Raw genomic sequence first — 25,735 nt, forward strand, 5'->3', positions numbered from 1 at the left:
CCCGGCCATGATCAGGCAGGCAGTCCTTGCTGTCGCGATATCCATGACGTCAATGCTCCTGTCCGGCCCGTTAGCGGCCGGGCAGGAAGCGATCCCTTCCGGCTACAGGGTAAAACCTTCCGACGTAGCGATCCCTGCGGATGCGAAGCTTGGCGAATATCAACGGACCACCCGTCCGTTCGAGAACTGGACGCTGATCTGCGACGAGAACCTGAAGGCGCGCCAAAAGGTCTGCAATGTCACCCAGATCATCGAGGACCAGGCAGGACAGGTTGCGTTCAGCTGGTCGCTTGCCGCCACCAAGGAAGGCAACCCCTACATGATCTTGCGCGCCCCGCCGATCGCCAAGAGCGACGCTCCTGTCTCGCTGACGTTCGAGGGGCGCAAGGAGCCGATAAAAATTCAACTCGACGGATGCAATCAGGCCGTCTGCGTCGGCATGCTGCCGGTTGGTCCGATCATGCGCGAACAGATTTCGAAGGCCGCGGCATCCGTCATCTCCTTTCCGACCACGGATGGCAGAACGATCAACGTAACCGCAACCCTCAAGGGCTTGGCCGCGGCCGTTGCGGCGATCAATTGACGAGGCAATCGCGATGAACCAGCAATCGATCCATGACCGGATAATGTCCCGCAACCAGGGAAAGGGTGCTGTCCGGGTCGGCATCGAAGACCGGAGCAGACCGCAACGAAACCGGGCGAAGACCGCTGTCTTCTCGTTGCTCGCCATTGCCGTCGTCGCCACGGCCGGCTTCGCGGCCATGCGCTACGACCTGCTCCACAATCTATTGCCGCAGCCGGCGGTCGCGGAGACCAACCAGCCCAATCCGGCTCTGGCCGAAACGCCGTTTCTGCAGCATGCCAAAGAGGCAGGCTTGCAGTCTTGTTCCAACATTTTCCCAGCCCTTGGGCAGATGCTGACAACCGGCACGACGTACAGCGTCCAGTCGATCTGGAACAACGAGGCCCCCGACAAACACCTCGTGGAAGCCCTGGTCGGCATGAACTACGCCACGCAGGGCTACAGCGGCCCGGCGGCAGGCTTGGTGTTCGCAGCACCCACCGCATCCGTTTGTGAAGGTACGATGGTCAGGGTGGCGCCATTCGCGGCCAATTGCGCCGATGTTCCGGCCCTGCTTCCGAAAGACAGCAAGCTCGCCAACAATCTTGGACAAATCAGCGTCTATGAACTCGCCAATGGAGGGGGCAACGCGATGCTGCTGCCAACCGGCAACAGCTGCGTCGTCATTTCCGTGGCCTCGGCAGCAGGTAAACAAGGAGGCGTACAATGAGGGTGAATTCCGCCATTGCGGCGATCGGCATGCTGTTGCTTTGCGCCGGGCGGCTGGGCGCGGCGGACCTCGCCCCGGCGGCGGACGTGCCCGAGCCGCCGGCCCAGGAGGAGAGAGGCATCTGGGCGGCGATCGCCTATTCGAGCCCCGACGAGAAGCACGGCTTCTTTTGGGGCGCCGACAAGCGGCAGGAGGCGATGGACATCGCGCTGAAGCATTGCCAGAACGCCGGCGGCGGCAGCTGCGCCGTGGTCAGCGTATTCCGCAATCATCGCCATTGGGACGATGACGACAATACCGGCTTTCCCTACAAGCATTGCGGCGCCCTCGCCGTAGGCGAGAAGCCGGATGGGCGGCTGACCAGTTGGGGCGCCGAGACGGCGCAAACACGCCGGGATGCCGAAGACCTGACACTGCAGGCGTGCGAGCGGAACGGACAAAAATGCAAGATCCGCGAGTGGGTGTGCACATGACGCATCAGAGCGAAGCAGCGGAACGCCAATCGAGGCGCATGTTTGCACTCAGCGTAGCGCCGTGCTCAAGCGGGGTCAGCCCTTTGCCGTGATGCGCATCGACGGTATGCGACACCGGCTCGAAGCAGAAGAAATCGGCATCCTGCGACGGCGAATAGAGGATGAAGACGTCGAGCAATGGCGAGGCGGTGAGCGAGATAGCGATCCTGTCCTCGGGCCGGGTGATCCTGGCGCGGCGGTCCCAGCCGTCGAAGGCGTTGTTGACCCAGCTCCGCGGCAACAGGGAGGCGTTCGAGAAATTCCACGCGGGGTAATCGGCCACCGGCGCCACGCCGACCGGCAGATGATGCTTGTCCTCCAGCCAGACCCGCGCCGCCTTCGCCTCGAGCGTCGTTCCGGCGCTGCGCGGGAACCACGGATGAAAGCCGAGCCCGTAAGGCAGGCGAATGCCGGTACGATTCTCCACCGTGAGCGTGGCATCCAAGGCCCCGTCATGCAGCGCATAGGCGACCCGCGCCGTATATCGGTAGGGGCCGATTTCACCGGCGTCGAGGACCAGTTCCGCCTCGGTGGCGCTGTGGCTGGCAATCCGCCACTCCCTCTGGAAGCCGTCGCCATGGATTGGAAAGGCCTCCCCCGGCACGTTCGGCTCGATCGCATGGAAGCGGCCGTCGAAGGCGAAACCGCCGCCTGAGATGCGGTTCGACCAGGGAACCAGAAGCTGGCAGCCGGAGGCGCCGGTGCCATCGTCGGGGCGGAGCAGCGGCACCGTTGCGCCGCAGACCAGTGCTTCGAAGCGGGCGATCGCCGCGCCCTTTTGCGGCGCCAGGACCAGACGGGCGCTGTCGTCGCGCAGTTCCAGGAGGCCGGCCATCCCTACCAACCGCCGTCAATAGCGATATTTTGGCCGCTGATCATGTCCGAGGCGGGCGATGCGAGGAACAGTACGAGATCGGCAACGTGATGCGGCTCGATGCGCATCTTGAGACCCTGGTTCTCCAGGATCCACTCGTTGTATTGCGCCAGCCGGTCGCCGAACACCCGCGCCTCGGCCTCCGAAACAACCGCGCCCGGGGACACGGCGTTGACCCGGACGCCGTGCGGCCCAAGCTCCCGCGCCAGCGATTTGGTCAGACCCAGCATCGCGCCCTTGGACGCGACATAGGGCACGTAGCCGTCCCAGCGGCCGTTGAGCGTGATGGAGCAGAAATTGACGATCTTGCCATAGGCCTTCGCCTTCATCGCCGGCGCGCAGGCCCGCGCCAAGGCGAAGGCGGCCGAAGAGTTGACACGGATCTGATCCTCATACTCGGTCAGCGAGAATTCTTCGAACGGCCGGTTGATGATCAGGGCAGCGTTGTTGATCAAGACGTCGATGCCCCCTTCCCTCGCCGCCAGCGCCGCCACCGTAGCCTCCGCCTCCGCAAGCCGGTTGAGGTCGCAGCCGACAAAGGCGACGTTGCCGCCTGTCTGCGCGGCCATTTCCGAGGCAATCCCTGGCCCGTCTTCGCTATTGGGGCGATCGAGCACCAGCACGCGCGCGCCGGCCCGCGCCAGCGTCACCGCCTGGGCACGGCCGAGCGAGCCAAGGCCGCCGGTCAGAAGCACGACGCGATCGGCAAGGGCTTTCATTGCCGCCACCTCTTACAGAACGCCGTGGACTTCATCGATCGAGGTCTCCGCGACCCGCTTGTCCAGCACGATTTCGCCGCGCGCCATCGCCACGACGCGGTCGCAGCATTCGAAGACATGATGCATGTTGTGGCTGATGAAGACGCCGGTGATGCCTTGCTCTTTCAGGCCACGCACGAAGCCGATCACCTTCCTCGTCTCCTTGACGGAGAGATGGTTGGTCGGCTCGTCGAGGATCATCACCTTCGACTTGAAATGCATGGCCCGGGCGATGGCGACGCCCTGCCGCTGGCCGCCGGAAAGCTCGCCGACAAGGGCATCCGGCGAGCGCAGGTGCAGATCGACATTGGCAATCGCGCGGATGCTTTCGCTGGCCATCTTCTTCTGATCGAGCAAGCCGACGCCGAAGACCGAAAACCGGGTCGGCTCGCGGCCGATGAACAGGTTCCTGGCGATCGACATGGTCGGTACCATGGAATTGTACTGGTAGATCGTCTCGATGCCGAGATCCATCGCATCGCGCGGCTTGGCGATGCGGACAGTCCTGCCCTCGACCTTGATCTCGCCCTGGTCCGCCGTGTGGACGCCGGAGAGGATGTTGATGAGGGTCGATTTGCCGGCGCCATTGTCGCCGACCAGGCCAAGCGCCTCGCCCCGGGTGAAGTCGAGCGTCACCCCTTTCAGCGCATGGACGCCGGAATACCACTTGTGAAGGTTATGCACGGAGATGATCGCGTCGGCCATCGCTCAATCCTCCATCTTGATGGCCTTGGCGCGCTTGCGCATCCAAGCATTGGCGACGACGGCGAATATGGTCAGGAAGCCGATGGCAAACTTGAACCAATTGGCGTCGACATGGCTGAGCACGAGGCCGTTGTCGATGACGCGGATAAGCGTCGTGCCGATGATGCCGCCCATCACGGTGCCGATACCGCCGGCGAGCGAAGCGCCGCCAATGACGGCGGACGCCACCGCCTGCAGTTCCATGCCCTCGCCGATCGAAGGCAAGGGCGAGCCCAGCCGCAGCACTTGCAGCATGCCGGCGAAGCCGGAGAGCATCGAACAGAGCATGAAACAGATGATCTTGACCCTGGTGGTCGGGATCCCCATCGCGGCGGCGGCCGGCGGGAAGCCGCCGGTGGCCTTGATCCAGTTGCCGAAATTGGTGCGCGAAAGCATCAGCGAGGTCAGCACCGCAATGCCGGCAAACCAGAGGAAGGACATGCGGAACATGTTGCCGGGGCCCACGAAGGATGTGAACAGCCAGTTCGGCAGGTCGGCAGGCAGCAGCGGCGGGAAGCCGCCCGAAATGACGACGGTGAGCGAGCGCGCCATGAACAGCATGCCGAGCGTGGTGATGAAGCTCGGTATGGCGAAGCGGATGGTGATGTAGCCGTTGATGAAGCCGATGGCGGCTGCGACAAGCAGTCCGGCGAGCAGCGCCAGCGGGAACGGGGCGCCGTGCACCATCAGCACCGCCATCGTCATCGGCATCAGCGCGAACACCGAGCCGACGGAGAGGTCGAACTCGCCACTGATCATCAGGATGGTGACGCCGATGGCAACAAGGCCGGCCTCCGGCAGGATGCCGAGAATGCCGCGAAGATTGTCCTGGTTGAGGAACACGCCATGCGAGCGGATCTGGAACACGATGATCAGCAGCAAGAGCAGGATCAGACCGGCCAGCTCCGGCTTTTCGAGATAGGTCTTGAACAGACGCTTCACGTCAGGCTCCAGGAATTCGGACTTCTGTTGAGGCATCGGCGGCGCGCGGGCGCCGCCGATGCAAAACCGCTCATCGGCGCTGCGCTGTCAGCGCATTCCCTGGGCGGAAAGCGCCATGATCGCATCGGCTTCGTTCGGCCGCACGATGCCCTGGCCGGTGTCGATGTCGGAAGGCGCCAGGCCGATCTTCTTGTTGAGATAGGCCTCCATCACCGGCATGAAGCCCTGCATGTAGGGCTGCTGGTCGACCAGCGCCTGCACGTAGCCCTTCTGCATCTGCTGCAGCACTTCGGGCACCAGGTCGAAACCGCCGAGCAGGACCTTGCCCGGCGCTACGCCACGGTCCTGCAGCACGCGGGCGACGCCGGCGCACCAGAATCCGGTGTCGAAATAGGCGGTGGTGTCGGCATGGGCGTTGAGATAGGCGCCGACGCGGTCGGAGGTGACGGCAAGATCGGTGCCGCTGTCGATGCGCTCCCACGACACATCGCGGTCGGCATGCGCGGCCTTGTATTCCTCAAGGAACTGCATCACGCCGGCGCCACGGCTCTCGGACCAGTTCTGGCCGGGCGCCGAGATGCCAACCAGCACCTTGATCGGGCCATCCTTCGGGAAGCTTTCGGATATAGCCTTGGCGAGCGAATAGCCCGCCGGCTTGAAGCCCTGCCCGACGAAGGCCTGGCGCGCATTGCCCTTGGCGCCTTCGGTGTCGTCGACATTGACGGCGATCACGAGCACGCCGGCATCGCGCGCCTCCTTGATGACGTCATCGAAAGCATGGTCGTCGACGATCGAGGTCAGCAGCGCGTCGGGCTTGGCGGCAAGGGCCGCACGCATGTTGGCGACCTGCTGTTCGATCGAACCCTCGGTCTGGGTGAAGACCATGTTGCAGCTGGCCTCGACCTTGGCGCAGCCGTCGTCAAAACCCTTCTTCACCGCCTGCCAGAAGGTGTTCGATGCCGACGAATGGTGGGTGAAGACGATGTTCAACCCGTTGGCACGCGCGGCGGTCTGGGCGCCGAAGATAGCGACGCCAAGCAGAAGTGTTGCAGTCAGTTTTCTCATTTCAATTCCTCCCTTTGGATTTCCTAGATGTCGGTCTAGTCGGAGACGCGGCGCTGGACGGTGTAGGCCTTGCCCAGGTCGGGGTTGAGCGCCAGCCCCAGGCCCGGTCCAGGCGGCACGGTGATCATGCCGTTCTTCACTTCCGGCAGCGCCGTCACCAGGTCCCGGTACCAGGTGCGGTAGAAGGCGCGCACGCTCTCCTGCACCAGCGCATTAGGCGCATTGAGCGACAGATGCGTCGAGGCGGCGAGCACGACCGGACCGGTGCAGTCATGTGGCGCGACCGGCAGCCGCCAGGCCTCCGCCATCGCAGCGATCTTGCGCGCCTCCGACAGGCCGCCGCACCAGGAGATGTCGAGCATGACGATCCCGGCAGCCCCGGTTTCGAGCAGGTCGCGGAAGGCCCAGCGGCTGCCCAGCGTCTCGGAGGCCGAGATCGGCGCCGGGCTGACCGCCTCGTAGCGTTTCAAGTCACCGAGGCTGTCCATGCGAATCGGGTCCTCGTGCCAGTAGGTGGCGTAAGGTTTCAGCGCGTCGGCGATCTTCATGGCCGGCAAAAGCTGCCACATCGAATGGAACTCGACCATGATGTCGATCTTGTCGCCGACGGCGCGGCGGATCTTCTCGAACGGCTGCAGCGCCGATTTCAGGTCGGCCGCCGAGATGTCATTGCCACGCGTCTTTTCGGCGGCGTGATCGAACGGCCAGATCTTCATGGCAGTGATGCCGTCCTCGAGCAGTTCCTCGGCCAACTCGCCGGCGCGGTTGAGGAAGCCGTTGAGATCGTCGTAGTCGCGCCCGGCGCCGATGCCGTAATTGGCCGTCGTCTGGCCCTTGGCGTCCTTGATGTATTCGGTGCCGGCGCAGGTGTTGTAGGTGCGGATGGAGCGACGGCTGAAGCCACCCAGAAGCTGAGCGATCGGCTGGCCTGTGACCTTGCCGAAAATGTCCCACAGCGCGATGTCGAAGGCCGAATTTCCGCGCACCTCCGCGCCGCTGGAGCGGAAGCCGAGATAGCCGACAAGGTCGGCGGACAAAAGGTCGATCTCGAGCGGATCGCGGCCGATCACGCGTGGCGCGACATATTCGTGCAGATACGCTTCGACGGTGCGCGACAGGAAGAAGGTCTCGCCGAGCCCGGTGATGCCCTCGTCGGTATGGACCTCGACCCAGAGAAGGTTGGGCCGCTCCTCGATGCGAATGGTCTCGATCGCGGTGATCTTCATGTCAGGCGATTCCCGCGTCGAGGAGCGCCTTGACGCTCTTGTCGAAATGTTGCGCCATGTGCTCGACGGCGAGCCGCGGATCGCCCTTGAGGATCGCCTCGGCTATGTCCTCGTGCCCCTTGATCATCTTGAGCTGGTCTTCGCTGGAGGAGCGTGTCCGCCAGCCGATCACCCAGGTGCGGCGCGTGACCCCGCTGAAGGCGGTGACGATCAGCGAGAAGACCGGGTTGTGCGAGGCCGCCGCGATCGCCTCGTGAAAGGCGATGTCGTGCTCCATGACGATCTCAGGGTGCTGGAAATTCTCACGCATCAGCCTGGCGGATTGCGCGATTGCCGCGGCTTCCGCCTCGGTGCGGCGGAGCGCCGTCAGCGCCACGGTGCGCATCTCGATCGTGCGCCTGACATCATAGACCTGATGCACGCTGATCTGCTGCGTGGTGATGCCGTGCTCGATCACCATCGACATGGCGCCGGTGTCGAGCTTGGCGACGGTGGCGCGGCGCCCGGCGCTCATGTCGATCAGGCGCATTGCAGAAAGCGACCGGAACGCTTCGCGCACGACGGTTCGCGAGACATTGAGCTGGCGCGTCATGGCCGCTTCGCTGGGCAGCGGATCGCCGGCCGCAAGGCCCTCCGAGCGGATGTGCTGGGTGATCGCCTGGATCGCCGTGCTCACAAGGCCGGGATTCGGCTCAGCCGCTGTCTCCGTCGGATCCTGCATGTCTCTCCCTTGAACCTGTATGACAGGTTGTTATTCGGTTGCTGATAATTCATCCGAAAGATATATGTCAAGCATGTTCTGGATGCGCTGGTCTGGAGGAGCCGCATGGACGATATGAACGCTGGCCTGCTCTTCGATGCGCGTGATGTCGTCGGCGAGAGCCTGCTCTGGGACGACCGCTGCGACCGGCTGGTCTGGATCGACATTATCGGCCGCAGGATCCACAGACTGGATCCGCTGACCTCAGTTCACGAGTCCTGGGAGACACCCGATCTGGTCACCTCGATCGGCCTGCGCACCGATGGCGGCGCCATTGTCGGCCTCAGGAACGAGATTGCCTTGTGGGACTTCGGCGGGAAGTTCCGAACGATTGCGACGATCGAGCCGGACAGACCCGACATCCGGCTGAATGAAGGCGTCATCGCGCCCGATGGGTCATTCTGGGTCGGAACGATGGCCAACAACATCGGACCGGATGATGCGCCCGTCGCCATCACGCAGGAGGCCGGGCAGTTGTTTCGGGTTGCTCCCGACGGCCGCGTGACGCGCCTGTCCGACGACCGCTTTGGCATCACCAACACCATGGCATGGACACCGGACGGTCGCTTCATCACCGCCGACACAATGAAGAACGAACTCTACAGCTATGCTTGGGACAGGACCGCATCGCGGCTTGAACACCGGCGCCGGTTTTTCGGGGCCTTCGAGCGGGGCCTGCCCGACGGCTCCTGCATGGACGCCGAAGGCTACATCTGGAACTGCCGGGTCGTCGGCGGCAGCTGCCTTGCTCGCATCGCGCAGGACGGCCGACTGGATCGGATCGTCGAACTACCCTGCTCCTGGCCGACAAGCTGCGCCTTTGGCGGCGCCAAACTCGATACGCTGTTCGTCAGCTCGGCGCGCTTCACGATGACGGCGGAGCACCTTGACGCGCATCCGAACGAGGGCGGCGTTTTTGCGCTCCGGCCGGGAGAACGAGGCCGACCGAGCAACCGTTTCGGTTAGGTGCCCGCCATGCGGCATTCTTGCGGGCTGATGCCTTTTACCGCCCCCTGGACAGGCTGCCCAGAATCCCGCGCACGATCGCGCGGCCGACCGACGAGCCGACCGAGCGCACCACCGCTTTGATCGCGGCTTCGGCCACCGTCTGGCGGTTGGACGGCCGTGGTGCAGGGGCCCGGCGATCGCCTGATTGCTGCGGCGGCGGATCGTCATTGCCGAAGCCCGGAATGGTCCAGCGCGAGCGCCCGCTGTCGGTCTGCTGCGCCTGCTCGTCCTGCGCATCCTTGGCTTTCTTCTGCAGCATCTCGAAGGCCGATTCGCGGTCGATGGTCTGGTCGTACTGGCCGGCGACCGGGCTCTGGTCGATCAGCTTGCGGCGCTCGTCCGCCGTGATCGGGCCAAGCCTGGACGACGGCGGCCGGATCAATGTCCGCTGCACCATGGACGGCACGCCCTTGACCTCCAGCGTCGAGACCAGCGCCTCGCCGGTGCCGAGCTGGGTGATGGCGGTGGCGCAGTCGAAATCGGGATTGGGCCGGAAGGTGTCGGCGGCGGTCTTGACCGCCTGCTGCTCACGCGGCGTATAGGCGCGCAGCGCGTGCTGCACACGGTTGCCGAGCTGGGCGAGAACCTTTTCAGGGATGTCCAAAGGGTTCTGCGTGACGAAATAGACGCCGACGCCTTTCGAACGGATCAAGCGAACCACCTGCTCGACGCGGTCGATCAGCACCTTCGGCGCCTCGTCGAAAAGCAGATGCGCCTCGTCGAAGAAGAACACCAGTTTCGGCTTTTCGGGATCGCCGACCTCGGGCAATTGCTCGAACAGTTCCGACATCAGCCAGAGCAGGAAGGTGGCGTAGAGCCTGGGGTTCATCATCAGCCTGTCGGCAGCGAGCACGCTGATGGCGCCGCGGCCGTCGCGGGTGGTGCGCATGATGTCGGCGATGCGCAAAGCCGGTTCGCCGAAGAAATGCGCCGCGCCCTGCTGTTCCAGCACCAGAAGCGTGCGCTGGATTGCGCCGACCGACGGCTTGGTGACATTGCCGTAGCGCGAGCTGATCTCTTCGGCGCGCGCTGCGATGTTGGCCAGCAGCGCTTGCAGATCCTTCATGTCGAGCAGCAGCAGGCCATCCTCATCGGCGATGCGGAAGGCGATGTTCATGATGCCTTCCTGCGCTTCGGAGAGGTTCATCAGCCGCGACAGAAGCAGCGGCCCCATTTCCGAGACGGTGGCGCGGATCGGATGGCCCTGCTCGCCGAACAGGTCCCAGAAGATGACCGGGAATTCCTGGAAGTCGTAAGGGTCGAGCTTGACCTGCTCGGCCCGCTTGACCAGGAAATCCTGCGCCTTGCCCATCATGGCAATGCCGGACAGGTCGCCCTTGATATCGGCGCAGAACACAGGCACGCCGGCATTGGAAAACCCCTCGGCCAGGATCTGCAGGCTGACTGTCTTGCCGGTGCCGGTGGCGCCGGTGATCAGGCCATGGCGGTTCCCATATTGCAGCAAGAGCTGTTCGGCGCGCTGATAGCTGTCGTCGGGCTTGCGGCTGGCGCCGAGGAAAATGCTGGTGTCGTCAGCCATATGACCATGTCTCCGCAAACTGATGTGTTAAAAGCCTGTGGCCGTGCCGCAGGGTATAGTCAGGCCATTGCGCAGCGACAATGCTATTCTCCAATTGGGCTATCCATCCAGTTGGCTATTCATCCAGATTGGGCCAATCGTCTAAATTGAACCAATCCTCCAAATCGGTTTTTGGAACTTGCGGATTTTGCCGCTGTTTGGCAATCGTTCCATGGTTCGTCCACGCAGGCTGCCCTATGTCAGGGAAGCGAATCCCAACCGCGCAAGCGCATTGCATTGCGATATCTGGCAGGGAACCGTAGACTGGACGGCTGACGCTGGTGCGGCCGCATAAAAACGAGGAACATGGATGGGCGCCGGAGCCTTGACCAGGAGCATCGAACCCGCTGACGTCGAGCGCCAGCGTTGGCTGGCCTTGGCCGAAAAGGCGCTCGCCGGCGCCTCCTTCGAGGAAAAACTGGTCTCGCATACCGACGATCAGATTCGCATCGAACCGCTCTACGATCGCGCCGGCGGCGCCGAGCCGCTTGTGCGCGCCAACCCCAAATTGCCCTGGATTGTCAGCCAGCGCATTGACGATCCCGATATCGGCCGCGCCAAGACGCAGGCCCTGGACGATGTGGCACAAGGCGCGACGGGATTGTCGCTTGTCTTCGAGGGTGCTCCGAATGCGTTCGGCTATGGCCTGCCGAGGACGGCGCAGGCGCTGGAGACGGTGCTGGACGGCGTACCGCTAAACCGCACGCAGATCCGCATCGACGCCCATCCCTGGAGCCGTGCCGTTGCCGACTGGCTGGTAGCGTTCCTGAGCAAGCGCCGCTCCGACCCGGCAAAGCTGAACCTCTCCTTCGGCATCGACCCGGCGGCAATCTTTGCCGGAACCGGCCGGCTGCGCATGTCGATCGAGGCGTTGCAGGCATCGATGCCGCAATCGCTGGCGCATTTCTTCTCGCTGGGCGTGCCGGGTGTGCTGCTGGAGGCAGACGGGCGGGTGTTCCACAATGCCGGCGCCACGGAGGCGCAGGAACTCGGCACCATGCTCGCTTCCGCCGTCTCCTACCTCAGGATGTTCGAGGATGCGCGCCAGCCGCTTGTCTATGCCGCTCCCCATATCGGCTTTGCGCTGAGCGTCGACCAGAACCAGTTCCTGTCCATGGCCAAGGTCCGGGCCTTGCGCAGGCTGTGGGCACGTATCCAGGAAACCTGTTCCATCCCGGCATCGACAGCCAACATCCATGCCGAGACGTCGTTCCGCATGATGACGGCGGCGGATGCCGAAACCAACATCCTGCGCACCACCATTGCCAGCTTTGCAGCGGCAGCAGGCGGCGCGGACTCGATCTCCACCCTGCCACACACCATCGCCCACGGGCTGCCGGCCGGCTTTGCCCGCCGCATCGCCCGCAATGCGCAGTTGATCATGGCCAATGAAAGCCATATCGACCATGTCGCCGACCCAGCCTTGGGGTCGGGCGCAGTCGAGGCGCTGACCCTGGGCCTGTGCGAAGCGGCGTGGGAAGAGTTCCAGCGGATCGAAGCGGAAGGCGGCGTTCTGGCAAGCCTGCAGCAAGGGCATATCCAGAAGCGCGTCACGGCAGCATCCGAGCGCCGCGCCGAGGCCTACCGGTCGGGTGAACGGGTAATCATCGGCACCACGCTTTACCCGCTGAAAAACGATGCCCCGGTCGAGACGCTAGCGGCTGAGCGGCGGCCGCCTTTCACAGAGGGCGTGGCGGTGTGCGAGGCGCTGTTTCCGGTCCGCATCGACCAGGCAATCGGAGCCGCACAGTGATCCCGGATTTCAGCCATATTGGCTGGTCGGCGCCACGGCGCGCGCCGGTCGAGGTCAAGGGCCAGCGGCTGACGCCGGAAGGCATCGCCGTCAAGCATCTCTACGGCCAGGGCGATCTCAAGGGGCTGCCGCATCTCGACACCTATCCGGGAATGCCGCCCTTCGTGCGCGGTCCCTATCCGACCATGTATGTCCAGCAGCCGTGGACGATCCGGCAATATGCCGGCTTCTCGACGGCCGAGGAATCCAACGCCTTCTACCGGCGCAATCTCGCCGCCGGCCAAAAGGGCCTTTCGGTCGCTTTCGATCTGCCCACCCATCGCGGCTATGACAGCGACCATCCGCGTGTATCAGGCGATGTCGGCATGGCGGGCGTGGCCATCGATTCCATCCTCGACATGCGGCAATTGTTCGACGGCATTCCGCTGGGCGAGATGACGGTGTCGATGACCATGAACGGCGCGGTGCTGCCGATCATGGCGCTCTATATCGTCGCGGCCGAAGAACAGGGCGTTGCTCAGAAGGATCTCGCCGGCACCATTCAGAACGACATTCTGAAGGAGTTCATGGTCCGCAACACCTACATCTATCCGCCGAAGCCCTCGATGCGGATCGTGTCTGACATCTTCTCCTATACCTCCCAGCACATGCCGAAGTTCAATTCGATCTCGATCTCCGGCTATCACATGCAGGAGGCCGGCGCGACCGCGGACCTGGAGCTCGCCTACACCATCGCCGACGGCATCGAATATGCCCGCGCCGGCGTCGCCGCCGGGCTCGATATCGACCGTTTCGCCCCGCGGCTTTCCTTCTTCTGGGCGGTCGGCATGAACTTCTTCATGGAGATCGCCAAGCTCCGCGCGGCGCGCCTGTTGTGGGCGACCCTGATGCAGAAGAATTTTGCACCGAAGGATGAACGCTCGCTGTCGCTGCGCACCCATTGCCAGACCTCCGGCTGGTCGCTGACGGCGCAGGACCCCTACAACAACATCACCCGCACCATGATCGAGGCGATGGCGGCGACGCAGGGACATACCCAGTCGCTGCACACCAACTCGTTCGACGAGGCGATGGCGCTGCCGACTGACCACTCCGCGCGCATCGCCCGCAACACGCAGCTGATCCTGCAGAAGGAATCCGGCACCACCCGCATCATCGATCCGTGGGGCGGCTCGGCCTATATCGAACGGCTGACGCATGATCTGGCGGCGCGTGCGCTCGCCCACATCGAAGAGGTCGAGGCGCTTGGCGGCATGGCGGCGGCAACCGAACAGGGCATTCCAAAACTGCGCATCGAGGAAGCGGCGGCGCGCACGCAGGCGCGCATCGATTCCGGCGAACAGATGCTGATTGGCGTCAATGCGCATCGCCCGGAGAACGATAGCGAGGTCGACGTGCTGAAGATCGACAATGCCGAGGTCAAGGCCCGGCAATTGTCGAAGCTGCAGAACCTGAAAGGCACGCGCAATGTCGGCGCGGTCGAGAGCGCGCTCGATGCGCTGACCCGCGCTGCGCAGGGTAACGAAAACCTGCTGGAATTTGCCATCCGCGCCGCGCGCGCCAATGCAACGGTCGGCGAGATCTCGCTGGCGCTCGAAAAGGTCTTTGGCCGTCACGTCGCCTCGGTGCAAACGATCTCCGGCGTTTATCGCAATGCGCTTGGCGACAATCTGACGGTCGACCGATTGCTGGAGAAGCTCGAAGCTTTCGAGAAGAAGTCCGGCGGCAAGCCGCGCATCCTGGTCGCAAAGATGGGACAGGACGGCCACGACCGTGGCCAGAAGGTGATCGCCACGGCCTTCGCCGATCTCGGCTTCGACGTCACGGTCGGCGCGATGTTCCAGACACCCGAGGAGATCGCCGGGCTGGCGGTGGCGCAGGACGTCCATATCATCGGCGCCTCGTCGCTGGCGGCGGGGCACCTGACACTGATCCCCGAACTACGCGACGCGCTGAAGAAGCTCGGCCGCAGCGACATGCTGATCGTCGCCGGCGGCGTCATCCCGCCGCAGGACTATGACGCGGTGCTGGAAGCTGGCGCCGCGGAGATCTTCCCGCCAGGCACGGTTATTCCGGAGGCTGCGGATCGGTTGCTGGACCGGCTGCTGGCGAGCTGATTGAAACAGTTGCACTGCTTATCAAAGTTGCGTTACAATATCGGGCGCAACCTATGGTATAGCTATGAACACCATCATTCACGGACTTGAGCACGGATCGGGCGTTGTAATCCTGCCGCGGGAAACGCTCGACAGCTTGGGCCTGCAAGTGGGCGATGAACTCCAGATCATCGAAACCGACGACGGCATCATCCTAAGGCCGGTGCCGTGTGACGACGTCGAACGGCAAATGCGTGCTGCTCGCGATGTCATGGACAAGTATGAGCCCGCGTTGCGAAAGCTGGCTGTGCAAATAGGGTGAGCTGGCGTCAGGCGTCCGACAGCTTGACGATTTCCCATTCCTTGCCGTTGACGCTTGCGACGTCGCCGACCTTCTTGCCGAACAGCGCCACGGCCATTGGCGAGACGTGTGAGATGCTGCCCTTTGAGGGGTCGGCCTCGTCCTCGCCGACGATCTTCCAGTGCACTTTCTTGCCGTCATCGCTTTCCAGCGTGACACCCATGCCGAAGCGCACCTGGTCGCTGCCCGGTTCCGGCACGGAAAGCTCGGCGCTTTCGCGGCGCGCTGTCCAGTAGCGCAGGTCGCGCGAGACGACGGCAATGCGCTCGCGATCGGCTTTTCGCTCGGCTTTCGCCAAAATGTCGCGCAGATCGGCCAGATTGTCCTCGATCATCGCCAGGCCGCGCTCCGTCACCAGATTGCGGTGTTGGCTGATCGGCCGCTCGCCGATGCCGGCAATGGCGCTTTCGCTGTCTTCCTCGCGGGTGAAAGCCCTGCTCATCGGATAAACTTAGGCCCGCTTCGGCGACTGTACAAGCCACTTGGCGGACCCGGTCATTTGGTCGGACTATCGCCGAGCGGAGACCTATGCGGCTGGCCCAATTCCTGCGAAGAACCATTTCATCGCAGGGATCTGTGCCGATGTTGAACAGACGAACGCTTCTCAAGGGGACTGTCGGCTTTGCGGTGCTCGGCGTTTCGCTGGACAACGCCTTGGCGAAGACGGCAGCGCTTGGCTCGATCAATGCCGCCGAGCTTGGCGTGGAGCCGGACGCACCGGACGACCAGAGCAAGGCCTTCGCCACGATGCTAGCCGAGGCAAGCCAGCGCAATGCGCCGGTGTTCCTGCCGCCGGGCACCTATGTCGTGTCCAACCTGACCCTGCCCGCCCGCGTCAGGCTTTCGGGCGTGCCGGGCGCCTCGCGCATCCTCTATGGCGGCAATGGCCATTTGCTGACGGCCGAACAGGCCGAGCATATAGAGTTCACCGCATTGGTCTTCGACGGCGCCAACGGCGGGTTGGCCGACGATGCGCAAGGCCTGCTCGACCTGCGCCGCGTCGCCCATCTCGTCATCGACAATTGCACGATCACCGGCAGCGGCAAGCATGGGCTGGCGCTGGAGCATGCGTCGGGCCGCATCGAGCGGTCCGAGATTTCGGGGGCTGCGGACGCCGGCATCTACTCCGTCGAGGCCGCTGGCCTGGCGATATCCGACAACACCGTATCCGACTGTGGCAATGGCGGCATTCTTGTGCATCGCTGGCAGCAGGCCGAGGACGGCACGATCGTCAGCGGCAACCGCGTGCAGCGGATCGGCGCGCGCGGCGGCGGCACCGGGCAGAACGGCAATGGCATCAACGCCTTCCGTGCCGGCAATGTCTCGCTCACCGGCAACTTCGTCTCGGACTGCGCCTTCTCGGCGATCCGCGCCAACAGTTCCAGCAATCTGCAGATGACCGGCAACACGTGCTCGCGGTCGGGCGAAACGGCGCTCTATTCCGAATTCTCCTTCGAAGGCGCCATCATCGGCAACAACATCGTCGATGGTGCCGCTAACGGCATCTCGATCGTCAATTTCAACGACGGCGGCCGTATGGGTGTCTGCTCGAACAACATCGTGCGCAACCTCTCGGCCACCGGCCCCTACCCCGCCGACGCGCCGGGCTTCGGCGTCGGTATCAGCGTCGAGGCCGACACCACCGTCTCGGGCAATGTCATCGAGAACGCGCCGCTCTACGGCATGCAGATCGGCTGGGGCGCTTATATGCGCAATGTTGTGGCGACGGGAAACATCATCCGTCAGGCCGGAACCGGCATCGCCGTCACTGTGGTAGAAGGCGCTGGAAACGCCATCATTTCCGACAACGTCATCGACGGCGCCAAGAACGGCGCCATCATCGGCCAGCGCTGGGCCGAACCGGCGACCGGCGACCTCGCGCGGTCAAGCGTAAGCGGCTATGCGCATCTGACGGTTGAGCGAAACAGGGTCAGCTGAGCGCCGTCGTCGGCCGCAGCGAGCCGACCTTGGCGCCGATGCGGCTTTCGATCGGCGGATTGGCCCGCTCCAGAAGGTTCGCCTCCAGTGCGCCGTCGGCGCTGAGAAGTTTTGCCAGCACAGCGGCAATCATCACCTCGGCGGCGCGGCCGGCGCCGTCATCACATTTTAGCGCGATGCCGAGGCCAAGCTCCGGAACGGCGGCGCAATAGACACCCTCGGCGCCCGTCTTGACGAATATGCGGCCGGGCGCGGCCTGCATCAGCGCCACATCGGCCTTGCCGGTGCCGGCGACCAGGAAAGGCTCGGCCATGCAGGCAGACAGCAGGCGTTTGGCCGCCTTGGCACGCTCAGGGCCAAAGCTCGTGCCCGTCGCCATGCGGGCAAAGCCAAGGGCAAAACTTTTCAGCGGCACGGCATAGGTGGGGATCGAGCAGCCATCGGTTGCCCGGTGATCCGCATCGTGGGCAGCGCCGGTCACCGCCTGCATGGCGTCGCGCACCATCTCCTGCAAACCATGGCCTGCCTTGACGTAGCCTTGGTGGGCAATCCCCGAGTGCGCGCAGGTGCAGAGAAATCCGGAATGCTTGCCCGAGCAATTGTTGTGCAGTGCGTTCGGCGAGACGCCTGTGCGGGCCAGTGCGATCGTCGCGTCGTGGCTCGACGGCCAATGCGCGCCGCATTCCAGCGCCGACTTGTCGAGCCCGGCCTTGGCCAGCATCGCCTGCGCCAGTTCGACATGCGCGGGTTCGCCCGAATGCGAAGCGCAGGCCAGCGCCAGTTCGCGGTCGCCGAAGCCGTACGCATCGGCAGCACCCGTTTCAACCAGCGGCAGCGCCTGGATCGCCTTGACCGCCGAGCGCGGAAACACCGGCCGCGCCGTATGGCCGATCTCCAGGACAGGCTTGCCGTCACCGTCGAAGATTGCGACAGCGCCGCGATGGGCGCTCTCGACGATCGCGCCGCGCAAGACCTCGACCAGAACCGGATTTGTCATCACCACGCCCCAAAAATACGGGCCGCTTCTACCTGATCCGGTCGAGGATTGAAACGTAGTTGGCAACGGCAGCGCCACCCATGTTGAAGATGCCGCCGAGCGTTGCCCCCGGCACCTGGATGCCGCCTGCCTCGCCGGTCAACTGCATGGCGGTCAGCACATGCATCGACACACCGGTGGCGCCGATCGGATGGCCCTTGGCCTTCAGCCCGCCCGAAGGATTGACCGGCAGCCTGCCGTCCTTTGCCGTCGTGCCGTCTAGCGCCAGCCTGGCGCCCTCGCCCGGCTTGGCCAGGCCCATCGCCTCATATTCGATCAGTTCGGCAATGGTGAAGCAGTCATGCGTCTCGACGAAGGAGAGGTCGTCGAGCGTCACGCCGGCCTTCTTCAAAGCCTGGTTCCAGGCCTGCTCGCAGCCTTCGAAAGACAGGATGTCGCGCTTCGACATCGGCAGGAAATCCTGGACATGCTCGTTGGCGCGGAAGGCGACGGCGCGGCGCATCATCAACGCCGTCGAGGTGTCGGTCAGCACAAGGGCGGCAGCACCGTCGGAGACCAGCGAACAGTCCGTGCGCTTCAGCGGACCGGCCACGAACGGGTTTTTCTCGCTTTCCTGGCGGCAGAACTCGTAGCCGAAATCCTTGCGCATCTGCGCATACGGATTGTTGACGCCGTTCTTGTGGTTCTTGGCGGCGATCATCGCCAGCGCGTCGGACTGGTCGCCATAACGCTGGAAATAGGCCTGCGCGATCTTGCCGAAGACGCCAGCGAAACCGGCCGGCGTGTCGCCCTCCTCCGGCAGATAGGAAGCCTTGAGCAGGTTCTTGCCGATCTCGGGGCCGGGGGTCGTCGTCATCTGCTCGGCACCGACCACCAGCACGATGCGGGCAGCGTTTGCGTCGATGGCGCGGATGCCTTGCCGGACCGCGGCCGAACCGGTGGCGCAAGCATTCTCGACCCGCGTCGCCGGCTTGAAGCGCAGTCGGTCGTCGGCCTGCAACACGAGGCTGGCGGTAAAATCCTGTGGGGAAAAGCCGGCATTGAAGTGGCCGAGCACGATCTCGTCGACCTCATCCGGGCCGATGCCGGCATGGTCGAGCGCGTCGACCGCGACCTTGGTGATCAGGCCTTCCAGCGTCTCGCCTTCCAGCTTGCCGAAGCGCGAATGCGCCCAGCCAACGATGCATGCGGTCATGGCGGTCTCCATCCTTGGCGCCAGCCTAACATGTGGGCAAATGGCGCACTTCGCCTTTATTGTTCAAATATAAACAATCCCGCCCGCATCGAAAAGGGCCGCAAGCCGACAATCGCTTGGTGCAGGTTCCAATCGGATCGTTTTTTGTTGATTGACGCGTCAATAAAAAATAATCTCCGCCGCAAAATCCGGGAACATCATGCCTAAAGTCGGAATGGAACCGTTGCGCCGCAAGGCGCTCATCGACGCGACGATCTCGGCGATCGGCGAGCGCGGCTCGCTTGACGTGACCATGTCGGAGATAGCGGGGCGCGCCGGTGTGTCGTCAGCATTGGCTCACCACTATTTCGGCGCCAAGGATGAGCTGCTGCTGGCGACGATGAGGCATATTCTGGCCGAGCTGACGATCGACATGCGGCGCGCGCTGCAATCCGCCGGCTCGCCGCGCGAACGTGTTTCGGCCGTGGTGGCCGTCAACTTCTCCGACATCCAGTTCCAGCCGGAAACCATCGCGGCCTGGCTCGCCTTCTATGTCGAGGCGCAGAAATCATCGGCCTTGCGCCGGCTGCTCAGGGTCTATGCGCGGCGGCTGCATTCCAACCTAATGAGCGGGCTGACCGGCATCTTGGCCAGGCACGAAGCCGACCGCGCGGCGGAAGCGACCGCGGCGATGATCGACGGGCTCTACATCAGGCGGGCGCTGAAGGACGGCGTGCCGGACGCGGCGACCGCGATTGCGCTGGTCGAGGACTATCTGGAAACCAAACTCGGCGGGCGACAGACACAGTGACAGCCTCAGTGACACAAAGGCGACCCAACATCCTGATCGTCATGGTCGATCAGCTCAACGGCACGCTGTTTCCGAACGGACCGGCGGACTTCCTGCACGCGCCGCATCTCAAGGAGCTGGCCGCGCGCGCGGCACGTTTCCGGAACAATTATACGCCCTCGCCGCTTTGCGCGCCGGGGCGCGCCGCCTTCATGAGCGGCCAATTGCCGTCGCGCACCCAAGTCTACGACAACGCCGCTGAGTTCGCCTCCTCAATTCCGACCTATGCTCACCATCTGCGCGCCGCCGGCTATTACACCTGCCTGTCGGGCAAGATGCATTTCGTCGGCCCCGACCAGTTGCATGGTTTCGAAGAGCGGTTGACCACCGATATCTATCCCGCCGATTTCGGCTGGACGCCGGACTACCGCAAGCCCGGCGAACGCATCGACTGGTGGTATCACAATCTGGGCTCGGTGACCGGCGCCGGCGTCGCCGAGATCACCAACCAGATGGAGTATGACGACGAGGTCGCCTTCCACGCGGTGCAAAAACTCTACGACCTTGCCCGCACCTCCGACGATGCGGCCAGCCGGCCCTGGTGCCTGACGGTTTCCTTCACCCACCCGCACGACCCCTATGTCGCACGGCGGCAATATTGGGATCTCTATGAAGATTGTCCGGCGCTCGAACCGGAGGTGGGATTCATCCCCTATGCCGATCAGGACCCGCATTCGCAGCGGCTTTACCGCGCCAGCGACTACGACAGTTTCAACATCACGCCGGAGCAGATCCGCCGCTCGCGGCGCGGCTACTACGCCAACATCTCCTATCTCGACGACAAGGTCGGCGAGTTGATGTCAGTGCTGGAACGTACGCGCATGCTGGACGACACGGTCATCCTGTTCTGCTCCGACCATGGCGATATGCTTGGCGAGCGCGGCCTGTGGTTCAAGATGAACTTTTTCGAGGGCTCGGCACGGGTGCCGCTGATGATCGCCGGCAAGGGCGTTGCCGCGGGGCTGATCGACGCGCCGGTTTCCAATCTCGACGTGACGCCGACATTGTGCGATCTCGCCGGCATCGACATCTCGGCGATCGCGCCGTGGACCGACGGCCAGTCGCTGCTGCCGCTGCTCGAGGGCACGAAACGCGATGCTCCAGTTCTGATGGAGTATGCCGCCGAAGGCTCCAACGCGCCGTTGGTGGCGATCCGCGACGGCCGCTATAAATTCATCCATTGCGAGATCGATCCGCCGCTTCTGTTCGATCTCGAAGCCGATCCGCAAGAACTCACCAATCTTGCCACCGATCCGACGCATGCCGATCTGGTGGCGGCCTTCACGGGAGCCGTACGAGCGCGCTGGGACATGGCCGCCTTCGACGCCGCCGTGCGTACCAGCCAGGCGCGGCGCTGGGTGGTCTATCCGGCGCTACGCAACGGCACGCATTACCCCTGGGAGTTCCAACCGCTGCAGAAGGCGTCGGAACGCTACATGCGCAACCACATGAACCTCGACAATCTCGAGGAACAGAAACGCTTTCCGCGAGGCGAATGATGACAATTGTCCCCTCCCTCGAGCACCTCAGACAGGCCTATGCCGTGACGTCGAAGGCGACGCAGATCACGCCTTTGCTGGAATCGACAGCCTTGGCCAAGGAGACGGGTGCGGCCCGCGTCTTTATCAAGCCGGAATCACTGCAATGGGCCGGCTCGTTCAAGGTGCGCGGGGCCTATTGGCGGTTGAAGCGGCTGTCGCCGGATGAGGCCATAAAAGGCGTCGTCGCCTACTCCTCCGGCAATTTCGCGCAAGGGTTGGCGGCTGCCGGCCAGGCGCTCGGCATTCCCGTCACCATCGTCATGCCGATCGACGCGCCGGCCGCCAAGCGCGATGCGACCACAGGCTATGGCGCGCGCGTCGTGCTGACCGATCATGGCGAGCGCGCCCGTGAAGAGGTCGCAGCCGCCAAGGCCTGCGAGATTGCCGAGACCGAAGGGCTGGCGTTGCTGCATCCATTCGACGATCCGGAGATCGTTGCCGGCCAGGCCGGCGCCGGGCTCGAAGCGCTCGAACAATTCGAGGCAAAGGACGCCAGTGCCGACCTTCTGTTCTGCTCGGTCGGCGGCGGCGGACTGATCGGCGGCATCTCGCTCGCCTTCCACTATCTGTCGCCGGCAACCGAGATCATCGGCGTCGAGCCGGAAGGCTTCAACGGCATGGGTGCATCGCTAGCGCATGGCGCCATCGAGACCATGCCGATCGCGCCGAAATCGATCTGCGACGGGCTGATGTCGCGGCGGCCGGGCGACGCGCCGTTCGCGGCGGTCAAGACCGCTGGCGTGCGCGGCATCACCGTCGACGACCAATCGGTTAGGCGAGCGATGAAGATCGCCTTCGAACGGATGAAGCTGGTGCTCGAGCCATCGGGCGCCGCCTCTCTGGCGGCGCTTCTCGGCGGCAAGGTGGATGTGACGGGTAAAACGGTCCTGGTCATGGCTACCGGCGGCAATGTCTCGCTCGCCGATTTTATTTCGCATATGAACGATGGGCGCATGTGAACCATGCTTGAAGCAGACTTCGTCATCATCGGCTCCGGCTCGGCCGGCTCGGCCATGGCCTACCGACTGTCGGAAGACGGCAAGCATTCGGTGATCGTCATCGAGTTCGGCGGTACCGATATCGGGCCGCTGATCCAGATGCCGTCGGCGCTGTCGATCCCGCTCAACATGAGCCTTTACGACTGGGGCTTTGCCAGCGAACCGGAGCCGCATCTCGGCGGCCGCGTGCTGGCGACGCCACGCGGCAAGGTGATCGGCGGCTCGTCCTCGATCAACGGCATGGTCTATGTCAGGGGCCACGCACGCGACTTCGACCACTGGGCCGAACAGGGGGCGGCCGGCTGGGGCTTCGCCGACGTGCTGCCCTATTTCAAGCGCATGGAGGACAGTGACGGCGGCGAGGACGGCTGGCGCGGCCACGGCGGCCCGCTGCACGTCCAGCGTGGCCCGCGCAAGAATCCGCTCTACGGCGCCTTTGTCGAGGCCGGCCGCCAAGCCGGGTTCGAACTGACCGACGACTACAATGGCTGGAAGCAGGAAGGCTTCGGACCGATGGAGCAAACCATTCGCGGCGGCCGCCGCTGGTCGGCTGCGTCGGCCTATCTGAAGCCGGCGCTCAAGCGGCAAAATGTCAGCGTGATCAGAGGCTTCGCCCGCCGGGTGATCATCGAGAATCAGCGTGCCGTCGGAGTCGAGATCGAAGCTCACAAACAGATTCAGGTCGTTAAGGCACGACGTGAGGTGATCGTCGCCGCATCGTCGATCAATTCGCCCAAGATCCTGATGCTATCCGGTATCGGCCCGGCCGCGCATCTCACGGAGAACGGCATCCAGGTCGTGGCCGACCGGCCCGGTGTCGGCCGCAATCTGCAGGATCATATGGAGCTCTACATCCAGCAGGAATCGACCCAGCCGATCACGCTGAATTCGGTTCTCAACCCATTCTCCAAGACGCTGATCGGGGCGCAGTGGCTGTTCTTCAAGACCGGCCTCGGCGCCACCAACCATTTCGAGGCCGCGGCCTTCGTACGCTCGCAGGCCGGTGTCGACTACCCCGATATCCAGTACCACTTCATCCCGGCGGCGGTGCGCTATGACGGCAAGGCGGCGGCGAAGGCGCATGGCTTCCAGGCGCATGTCGGGCCGATGCGGTCGAAGTCGCGCGGTTCGGTGACGCTGCGCTCGCCCGACCCGAAAGCGACGCCGGTCATCCGCTTCAACTACATGTCGCATCCAGACGACTGGACCGAGTTCCGCCACTGCATCCGGCTGACCCGCGAGATCTTCGGCCAGAAGGCTTTTGACGGCTTTCGCGGCAAGGAAATCTCGCCGGGTTCGCACGTCCAGTCGGACGAGGATCTCGACGCCTTCATCCGCGATCATGCCGAGAGTGCCTACCACCCGTGCGGCACTTGCAAGATGGGCCGCGCCGACGACATCATGAGCGTGGTCGATCCGGAGTGCCGGGTCATCGGCGTCGACGGCCTGCGCGTCGCCGACTCCTCGATCTTCCCGCGGGTGACCAACGGCAACCTCAACGCGCCGTCGATCATGACCGGCGAGAAGGCCTCCGACCACATTCTCGGCCGCACGCCACTGGCGCCGTCCAACCAGGAACCCTGGATCAATCCGCGCTGGCAGGTGGCGGATCGATAGGGCATTGTCCGGCGGACTGCTCCGCAATAGCGAATACATCTGGAGAACAGCATGCGCGCCCAGCCAACGGCATCGCACTATGTCAACGGCCGCTACATCGAGGACGAAGGCGGCGCGCCGCTGCCGGTGATCTATCCGGCGACCGGTGAGGTCATCGCCACCTTGCATTCGGCGACTCCGAACGTGCTGGAGCTCGCCATCGAAGCCGCGCGGGCCGCACAACCGGCCTGGGCGCGGATGAAGCCGGTCGAGCGTGGCCGCATCCTGCGCCGCGCCGCCGACATTTTGCGCGCGCGCAACGCCGATCTGGCGCGGATCGAGACGCTCGACACCGGCAAAGCGATCCAGGAGACGCTGGTGGCGGATGCACTATCGGCCGCCGACTGCCTCGAATATTTCGGCGGCGCGGTTGCCGCCTTCAACGGCGATGCGATCGATCTTGGTGGACCTTTTGCCTATACGCGCCGCGAGGCGCTCGGTGTGTGCGTCGGCATCGGCGCCTGGAACTATCCGATCCAGATCGCCGGCTGGAAATCCGCCCCCGCGCTCGCCATGGGCAACGCCATGGTATTCAAGCCTTCGGAAAACACGCCGCTGTCGGCGCTGGCGCTGGCCGAGATCTACTCAGAGGCGGGCCTGCCCGACGGGCTGTTCAACGTCGTGCAAGGCTATGGCGATGTCGGCGCCGGCCTCGTCGGCCACGATGTCGTTGCCAAGGTTTCGGTGACCGGCTCGGTGCCGACCGGCCGCAAGGTGCTGTCGCTCGCCGGTTCGAAGATGAAGCATGCGACGATGGAACTCGGCGGCAAGTCGCCGCTGATCGTGTTCGACGATGCCGATCTCGAAAACGCCATCGGCGGCGCCATGCTCGGCAATTTCTATTCGACCGGGCAGATCTGCTCCAACGGCACGCGTGTTTTCGTACAAAGCGGCATCCATGACCGCTTCGTCGACCGGCTGGTCGAGCGGACGAAAAAGATCCGCATCGGCGATCCGCTCGATCCTGAGACGCAGATGGGGCCGCTGGTCAACAAGGCGCAGCAGGAGAAGGTCGTTTCCTACATCGCGGCCGGCAGGCAGGATGGAGCAACGCTCGCCTGCGGTGGCAACGTGCCGTCGCTGCAAGGGTTCGATGGCGGCTTCTTTGTCGAGCCGACGGTGTTCACCGGTGTCACCGATACGATGCGCATTGCGCGCGAGGAGATTTTCGGGCCGGTGATGAGCGTGCTGAAGTTCGACGGCGAGGACGAGGTGATCGACCGCGCCAACGACACCGAATTCGGCCTCGCCGCCGGCGTCTTCACCCGCGACCTGCAGCGCGCCCATAGGGTGATCGCCGAACTGCAGGCCGGCACCTGCTGGATAAACGCCTACAATCTGACGCCGGTGGAAATTCCGTTTGGCGGGGTGAAGCAATCCGGCATCGGGCGCGAGAACTCGCTGGCGGCTTTAGCGCTCTATTCGCAGCTGAAGGCGGTGTATGTCGAGACCGGGGATGTAGCGAGCCCGTATTGAGGCATTGAAAGCGAAGTGACAGCTGATCTCCCCCCTTGCGGGGGAGATGGCCGGCAGGCCAGAGGGGGGTGTGACGGATCGCCAACCTTTGGTCTGATCTTCGAGTAGCTGAGACGTCGGCGGGACAGCACCCCC

24 protein-coding genes are annotated in these 25,735 nt (G+C 64.0%); 13 read left to right on the top strand and 11 right to left on the bottom strand.

What is annotated here, in order from left to right:
• Positions 1–7 precede the first annotated feature (7 nt).
• From NKL06_RS06275 to NKL06_RS06285, 3 genes are read left to right on the top strand one after another with little or no spacing between them, the layout of a single operon-like run.
• The gene (locus NKL06_RS06275) at positions 8–583 is read left to right on the top strand and encodes an invasion associated locus B family protein (RefSeq protein ID WP_023670757.1); all 576 of its coding nucleotides are present in this window, start codon (positions 8–10) and stop codon (positions 581–583) included.
• A gap of 13 nt (positions 584–596) precedes the next feature.
• Positions 597–1,292: a hypothetical protein gene (locus NKL06_RS06280; RefSeq protein ID WP_023687220.1), complete on the top strand. Its 696-nt coding sequence runs from the start codon at positions 597–599 to the stop codon at positions 1,290–1,292.
• Positions 1,289–1,765, top strand: a complete 477-nt coding sequence (locus NKL06_RS06285) for a DUF4189 domain-containing protein (protein WP_023692783.1) — start codon at positions 1,289–1,291, stop codon at positions 1,763–1,765. The genes NKL06_RS06280 and NKL06_RS06285 overlap by 4 nt, the downstream gene beginning before the upstream one ends.
• Before the next feature lie 4 nt (positions 1,766–1,769).
• Here NKL06_RS06285 and NKL06_RS06290 read toward each other — a convergent pair whose 3' ends face one another.
• The 7 genes from NKL06_RS06290 to NKL06_RS06320 all read right to left on the bottom strand — a co-directional run bounded on the left by NKL06_RS06290 (position 1,770) and on the right by NKL06_RS06320 (position 8,134).
• A complete protein-coding gene (locus tag NKL06_RS06290) occupies positions 1,770–2,639 on the bottom strand; it encodes an aldose 1-epimerase (protein ID WP_023692782.1) in 870 nt (289 codons plus the stop codon).
• Between the two features lie 2 nt (positions 2,640–2,641).
• Entirely contained in the window at positions 2,642–3,397 is a 756-nt protein-coding gene (locus NKL06_RS06295) for an SDR family oxidoreductase (protein WP_023692781.1), read from the bottom strand.
• A 12-nt stretch (positions 3,398–3,409) separates the two neighbouring features.
• The gene (locus tag NKL06_RS06300; protein ID WP_023692780.1) at positions 3,410–4,141 is read right to left on the bottom strand and encodes an ATP-binding cassette domain-containing protein; all 732 of its coding nucleotides are present in this window, start codon (positions 4,139–4,141) and stop codon (positions 3,410–3,412) included.
• Between the two features lie 3 nt (positions 4,142–4,144).
• On the bottom strand, positions 4,145–5,122 hold the full coding sequence (locus tag NKL06_RS06305) for an ABC transporter permease (protein WP_023692779.1): 978 nt from the start codon (positions 5,120–5,122) through the stop codon (positions 4,145–4,147).
• Between the two features lie 87 nt (positions 5,123–5,209).
• Positions 5,210–6,187: a sugar ABC transporter substrate-binding protein gene (locus NKL06_RS06310; protein ID WP_023692778.1), complete on the bottom strand. Its 978-nt coding sequence runs from the start codon at positions 6,185–6,187 to the stop codon at positions 5,210–5,212.
• 35 nt (positions 6,188–6,222) lie between these two features.
• The gene (locus tag NKL06_RS06315; RefSeq protein ID WP_031208948.1) at positions 6,223–7,413 is read right to left on the bottom strand and encodes a mandelate racemase/muconate lactonizing enzyme family protein; all 1,191 of its coding nucleotides are present in this window, start codon (positions 7,411–7,413) and stop codon (positions 6,223–6,225) included.
• Between the two features lies 1 nt (position 7,414).
• The gene (locus NKL06_RS06320; RefSeq protein ID WP_023692777.1) at positions 7,415–8,134 is read right to left on the bottom strand and encodes a FadR/GntR family transcriptional regulator; all 720 of its coding nucleotides are present in this window, start codon (positions 8,132–8,134) and stop codon (positions 7,415–7,417) included.
• A 105-nt stretch (positions 8,135–8,239) separates the two neighbouring features.
• Here NKL06_RS06320 and NKL06_RS06325 point away from each other — a divergent pair, with 105 nt between their 5' ends.
• The gene (locus NKL06_RS06325; protein ID WP_023692776.1) at positions 8,240–9,139 is read left to right on the top strand and encodes an SMP-30/gluconolactonase/LRE family protein; all 900 of its coding nucleotides are present in this window, start codon (positions 8,240–8,242) and stop codon (positions 9,137–9,139) included.
• Between the two features lie 37 nt (positions 9,140–9,176).
• Here the strand turns inward: NKL06_RS06325 and NKL06_RS06330 are convergent, their stop codons facing one another.
• The gene (locus tag NKL06_RS06330) at positions 9,177–10,721 is read right to left on the bottom strand and encodes a helicase HerA-like C-terminal domain-containing protein (protein ID WP_023692775.1); all 1,545 of its coding nucleotides are present in this window, start codon (positions 10,719–10,721) and stop codon (positions 9,177–9,179) included.
• A 349-nt stretch (positions 10,722–11,070) separates the two neighbouring features.
• Between NKL06_RS06330 and NKL06_RS06335 the strand changes: the two genes are divergently transcribed.
• From NKL06_RS06335 to NKL06_RS06345, 3 genes are all read left to right on the top strand, one after another.
• Entirely contained in the window at positions 11,071–12,513 is a 1,443-nt protein-coding gene (locus NKL06_RS06335; RefSeq protein WP_023692774.1) for a methylmalonyl-CoA mutase subunit beta, read from the top strand.
• A complete protein-coding gene (scpA, locus tag NKL06_RS06340; RefSeq protein ID WP_023692773.1) occupies positions 12,510–14,630 on the top strand; it encodes a methylmalonyl-CoA mutase in 2,121 nt (706 codons plus the stop codon). The genes NKL06_RS06335 and scpA overlap by 4 nt, the downstream gene beginning before the upstream one ends.
• A gap of 64 nt (positions 14,631–14,694) precedes the next feature.
• Complete coding sequence (locus NKL06_RS06345; protein WP_023692772.1) at positions 14,695–14,931, top strand: AbrB/MazE/SpoVT family DNA-binding domain-containing protein; 237 nt, start codon at positions 14,695–14,697, stop codon at positions 14,929–14,931.
• Positions 14,932–14,938: 7 nt separating this feature from the next.
• On the opposite strand, the gene greA is transcribed toward NKL06_RS06345, so the two are convergent.
• Positions 14,939–15,412, bottom strand: a complete 474-nt coding sequence (gene greA / locus NKL06_RS06350; RefSeq protein WP_023692771.1) for a transcription elongation factor GreA — start codon at positions 15,410–15,412, stop codon at positions 14,939–14,941.
• A 140-nt stretch (positions 15,413–15,552) separates the two neighbouring features.
• Between greA and NKL06_RS06355 the strand changes: the two genes are divergently transcribed.
• Entirely contained in the window at positions 15,553–16,908 is a 1,356-nt protein-coding gene (locus NKL06_RS06355; RefSeq protein WP_023808040.1) for a TIGR03808 family TAT-translocated repetitive protein, read from the top strand.
• Here NKL06_RS06355 and NKL06_RS06360 read toward each other — a convergent pair.
• On the bottom strand, positions 16,901–17,905 hold the full coding sequence (locus tag NKL06_RS06360) for an asparaginase (RefSeq protein WP_023692770.1): 1,005 nt from the start codon (positions 17,903–17,905) through the stop codon (positions 16,901–16,903). The genes NKL06_RS06355 and NKL06_RS06360 overlap by 8 nt on opposite strands.
• 28 nt (positions 17,906–17,933) lie before the next feature.
• Positions 17,934–19,100, bottom strand: a complete 1,167-nt coding sequence (locus NKL06_RS06365) for an acetyl-CoA acetyltransferase (protein WP_023684567.1) — start codon at positions 19,098–19,100, stop codon at positions 17,934–17,936.
• A gap of 199 nt (positions 19,101–19,299) precedes the next feature.
• Between NKL06_RS06365 and betI the strand changes: the two genes are divergently transcribed.
• Genes betI through betB form a run of 5 tightly spaced genes read left to right on the top strand, consistent with a single transcriptional unit; the run spans position 19,300 to position 25,600 of the window.
• Positions 19,300–19,890 carry a choline-binding transcriptional repressor BetI gene (betI, locus tag NKL06_RS06370; RefSeq protein ID WP_023692769.1) on the top strand — a complete coding sequence of 197 codons (591 nt, stop codon included), beginning with the start codon at positions 19,300–19,302 and terminating at the stop codon, positions 19,888–19,890.
• A gap of 8 nt (positions 19,891–19,898) precedes the next feature.
• Positions 19,899–21,428: a choline-sulfatase gene (gene betC, locus NKL06_RS06375; protein ID WP_023687209.1), complete on the top strand. Its 1,530-nt coding sequence runs from the start codon at positions 19,899–19,901 to the stop codon at positions 21,426–21,428.
• Positions 21,425–22,429 (top strand): threonine/serine dehydratase family protein, encoded by a 1,005-nt coding sequence (locus NKL06_RS06380; protein ID WP_023687208.1) that lies wholly within the window; start codon positions 21,425–21,427, stop codon positions 22,427–22,429. Before betC ends, NKL06_RS06380 begins: the two co-directional genes overlap by 4 nt.
• A gap of 3 nt (positions 22,430–22,432) precedes the next feature.
• Positions 22,433–24,085: a choline dehydrogenase gene (gene betA, locus NKL06_RS06385; RefSeq protein WP_023692768.1), complete on the top strand. Its 1,653-nt coding sequence runs from the start codon at positions 22,433–22,435 to the stop codon at positions 24,083–24,085.
• A gap of 51 nt (positions 24,086–24,136) precedes the next feature.
• Positions 24,137–25,600, top strand: coding sequence for a betaine-aldehyde dehydrogenase (gene betB / locus NKL06_RS06390; protein ID WP_023670741.1), 1,464 nt, complete (start codon positions 24,137–24,139; stop codon positions 25,598–25,600).
• Positions 25,601–25,735 lie beyond the last annotated feature (135 nt).

The organism is Mesorhizobium sp. C268A, assembly GCF_040324475.1.
Taxonomy (GTDB): domain Bacteria; phylum Pseudomonadota; class Alphaproteobacteria; order Rhizobiales; family Rhizobiaceae; genus Mesorhizobium.

What these genes read in the sequence shown, in the direction of transcription:
- NKL06_RS06275 (WP_023670757.1), top strand. Translation starts at nt 8, where the DNA reads ATGATCAGGCAGGCAGTCCTTGCTGTCGCGATATCCATGACGTCAATG.
- NKL06_RS06280 (WP_023687220.1), top strand. Translation starts at nt 597, where the DNA reads ATGAACCAGCAATCGATCCATGACCGGATAATGTCCCGCAACCAGGGA.
- NKL06_RS06285 (WP_023692783.1), top strand. Translation starts at nt 1,289, where the DNA reads ATGAGGGTGAATTCCGCCATTGCGGCGATCGGCATGCTGTTGCTTTGC.
- NKL06_RS06290 (WP_023692782.1), bottom strand. Translation starts at nt 2,639, where the DNA reads ATGGCCGGCCTCCTGGAACTGCGCGACGACAGCGCCCGTCTGGTCCTG.
- NKL06_RS06295 (WP_023692781.1), bottom strand. Translation starts at nt 3,397, where the DNA reads ATGAAAGCCCTTGCCGATCGCGTCGTGCTTCTGACCGGCGGCCTTGGC.
- NKL06_RS06300 (WP_023692780.1), bottom strand. Translation starts at nt 4,141, where the DNA reads ATGGCCGACGCGATCATCTCCGTGCATAACCTTCACAAGTGGTATTCC.
- NKL06_RS06310 (WP_023692778.1), bottom strand. Translation starts at nt 6,187, where the DNA reads ATGAGAAAACTGACTGCAACACTTCTGCTTGGCGTCGCTATCTTCGGC.
- NKL06_RS06315 (WP_031208948.1), bottom strand. Translation starts at nt 7,413, where the DNA reads ATGAAGATCACCGCGATCGAGACCATTCGCATCGAGGAGCGGCCCAAC.
- NKL06_RS06320 (WP_023692777.1), bottom strand. Translation starts at nt 8,134, where the DNA reads ATGCAGGATCCGACGGAGACAGCGGCTGAGCCGAATCCCGGCCTTGTG.
- NKL06_RS06325 (WP_023692776.1), top strand. Translation starts at nt 8,240, where the DNA reads ATGGACGATATGAACGCTGGCCTGCTCTTCGATGCGCGTGATGTCGTC.
- NKL06_RS06330 (WP_023692775.1), bottom strand. Translation starts at nt 10,721, where the DNA reads ATGGCTGACGACACCAGCATTTTCCTCGGCGCCAGCCGCAAGCCCGAC.
- NKL06_RS06335 (WP_023692774.1), top strand. Translation starts at nt 11,071, where the DNA reads ATGGGCGCCGGAGCCTTGACCAGGAGCATCGAACCCGCTGACGTCGAG.
- NKL06_RS06345 (WP_023692772.1), top strand. Translation starts at nt 14,695, where the DNA reads ATGAACACCATCATTCACGGACTTGAGCACGGATCGGGCGTTGTAATC.
- greA (WP_023692771.1), bottom strand. Translation starts at nt 15,412, where the DNA reads ATGAGCAGGGCTTTCACCCGCGAGGAAGACAGCGAAAGCGCCATTGCC.
- NKL06_RS06355 (WP_023808040.1), top strand. Translation starts at nt 15,553, where the DNA reads ATGTTGAACAGACGAACGCTTCTCAAGGGGACTGTCGGCTTTGCGGTG.
- NKL06_RS06360 (WP_023692770.1), bottom strand. Translation starts at nt 17,905, where the DNA reads ATGACAAATCCGGTTCTGGTCGAGGTCTTGCGCGGCGCGATCGTCGAG.
- NKL06_RS06365 (WP_023684567.1), bottom strand. Translation starts at nt 19,100, where the DNA reads ATGACCGCATGCATCGTTGGCTGGGCGCATTCGCGCTTCGGCAAGCTG.
- betI (WP_023692769.1), top strand. Translation starts at nt 19,300, where the DNA reads ATGCCTAAAGTCGGAATGGAACCGTTGCGCCGCAAGGCGCTCATCGAC.
- NKL06_RS06380 (WP_023687208.1), top strand. Translation starts at nt 21,425, where the DNA reads ATGATGACAATTGTCCCCTCCCTCGAGCACCTCAGACAGGCCTATGCC.
- betA (WP_023692768.1), top strand. Translation starts at nt 22,433, where the DNA reads ATGCTTGAAGCAGACTTCGTCATCATCGGCTCCGGCTCGGCCGGCTCG.
- betB (WP_023670741.1), top strand. Translation starts at nt 24,137, where the DNA reads ATGCGCGCCCAGCCAACGGCATCGCACTATGTCAACGGCCGCTACATC.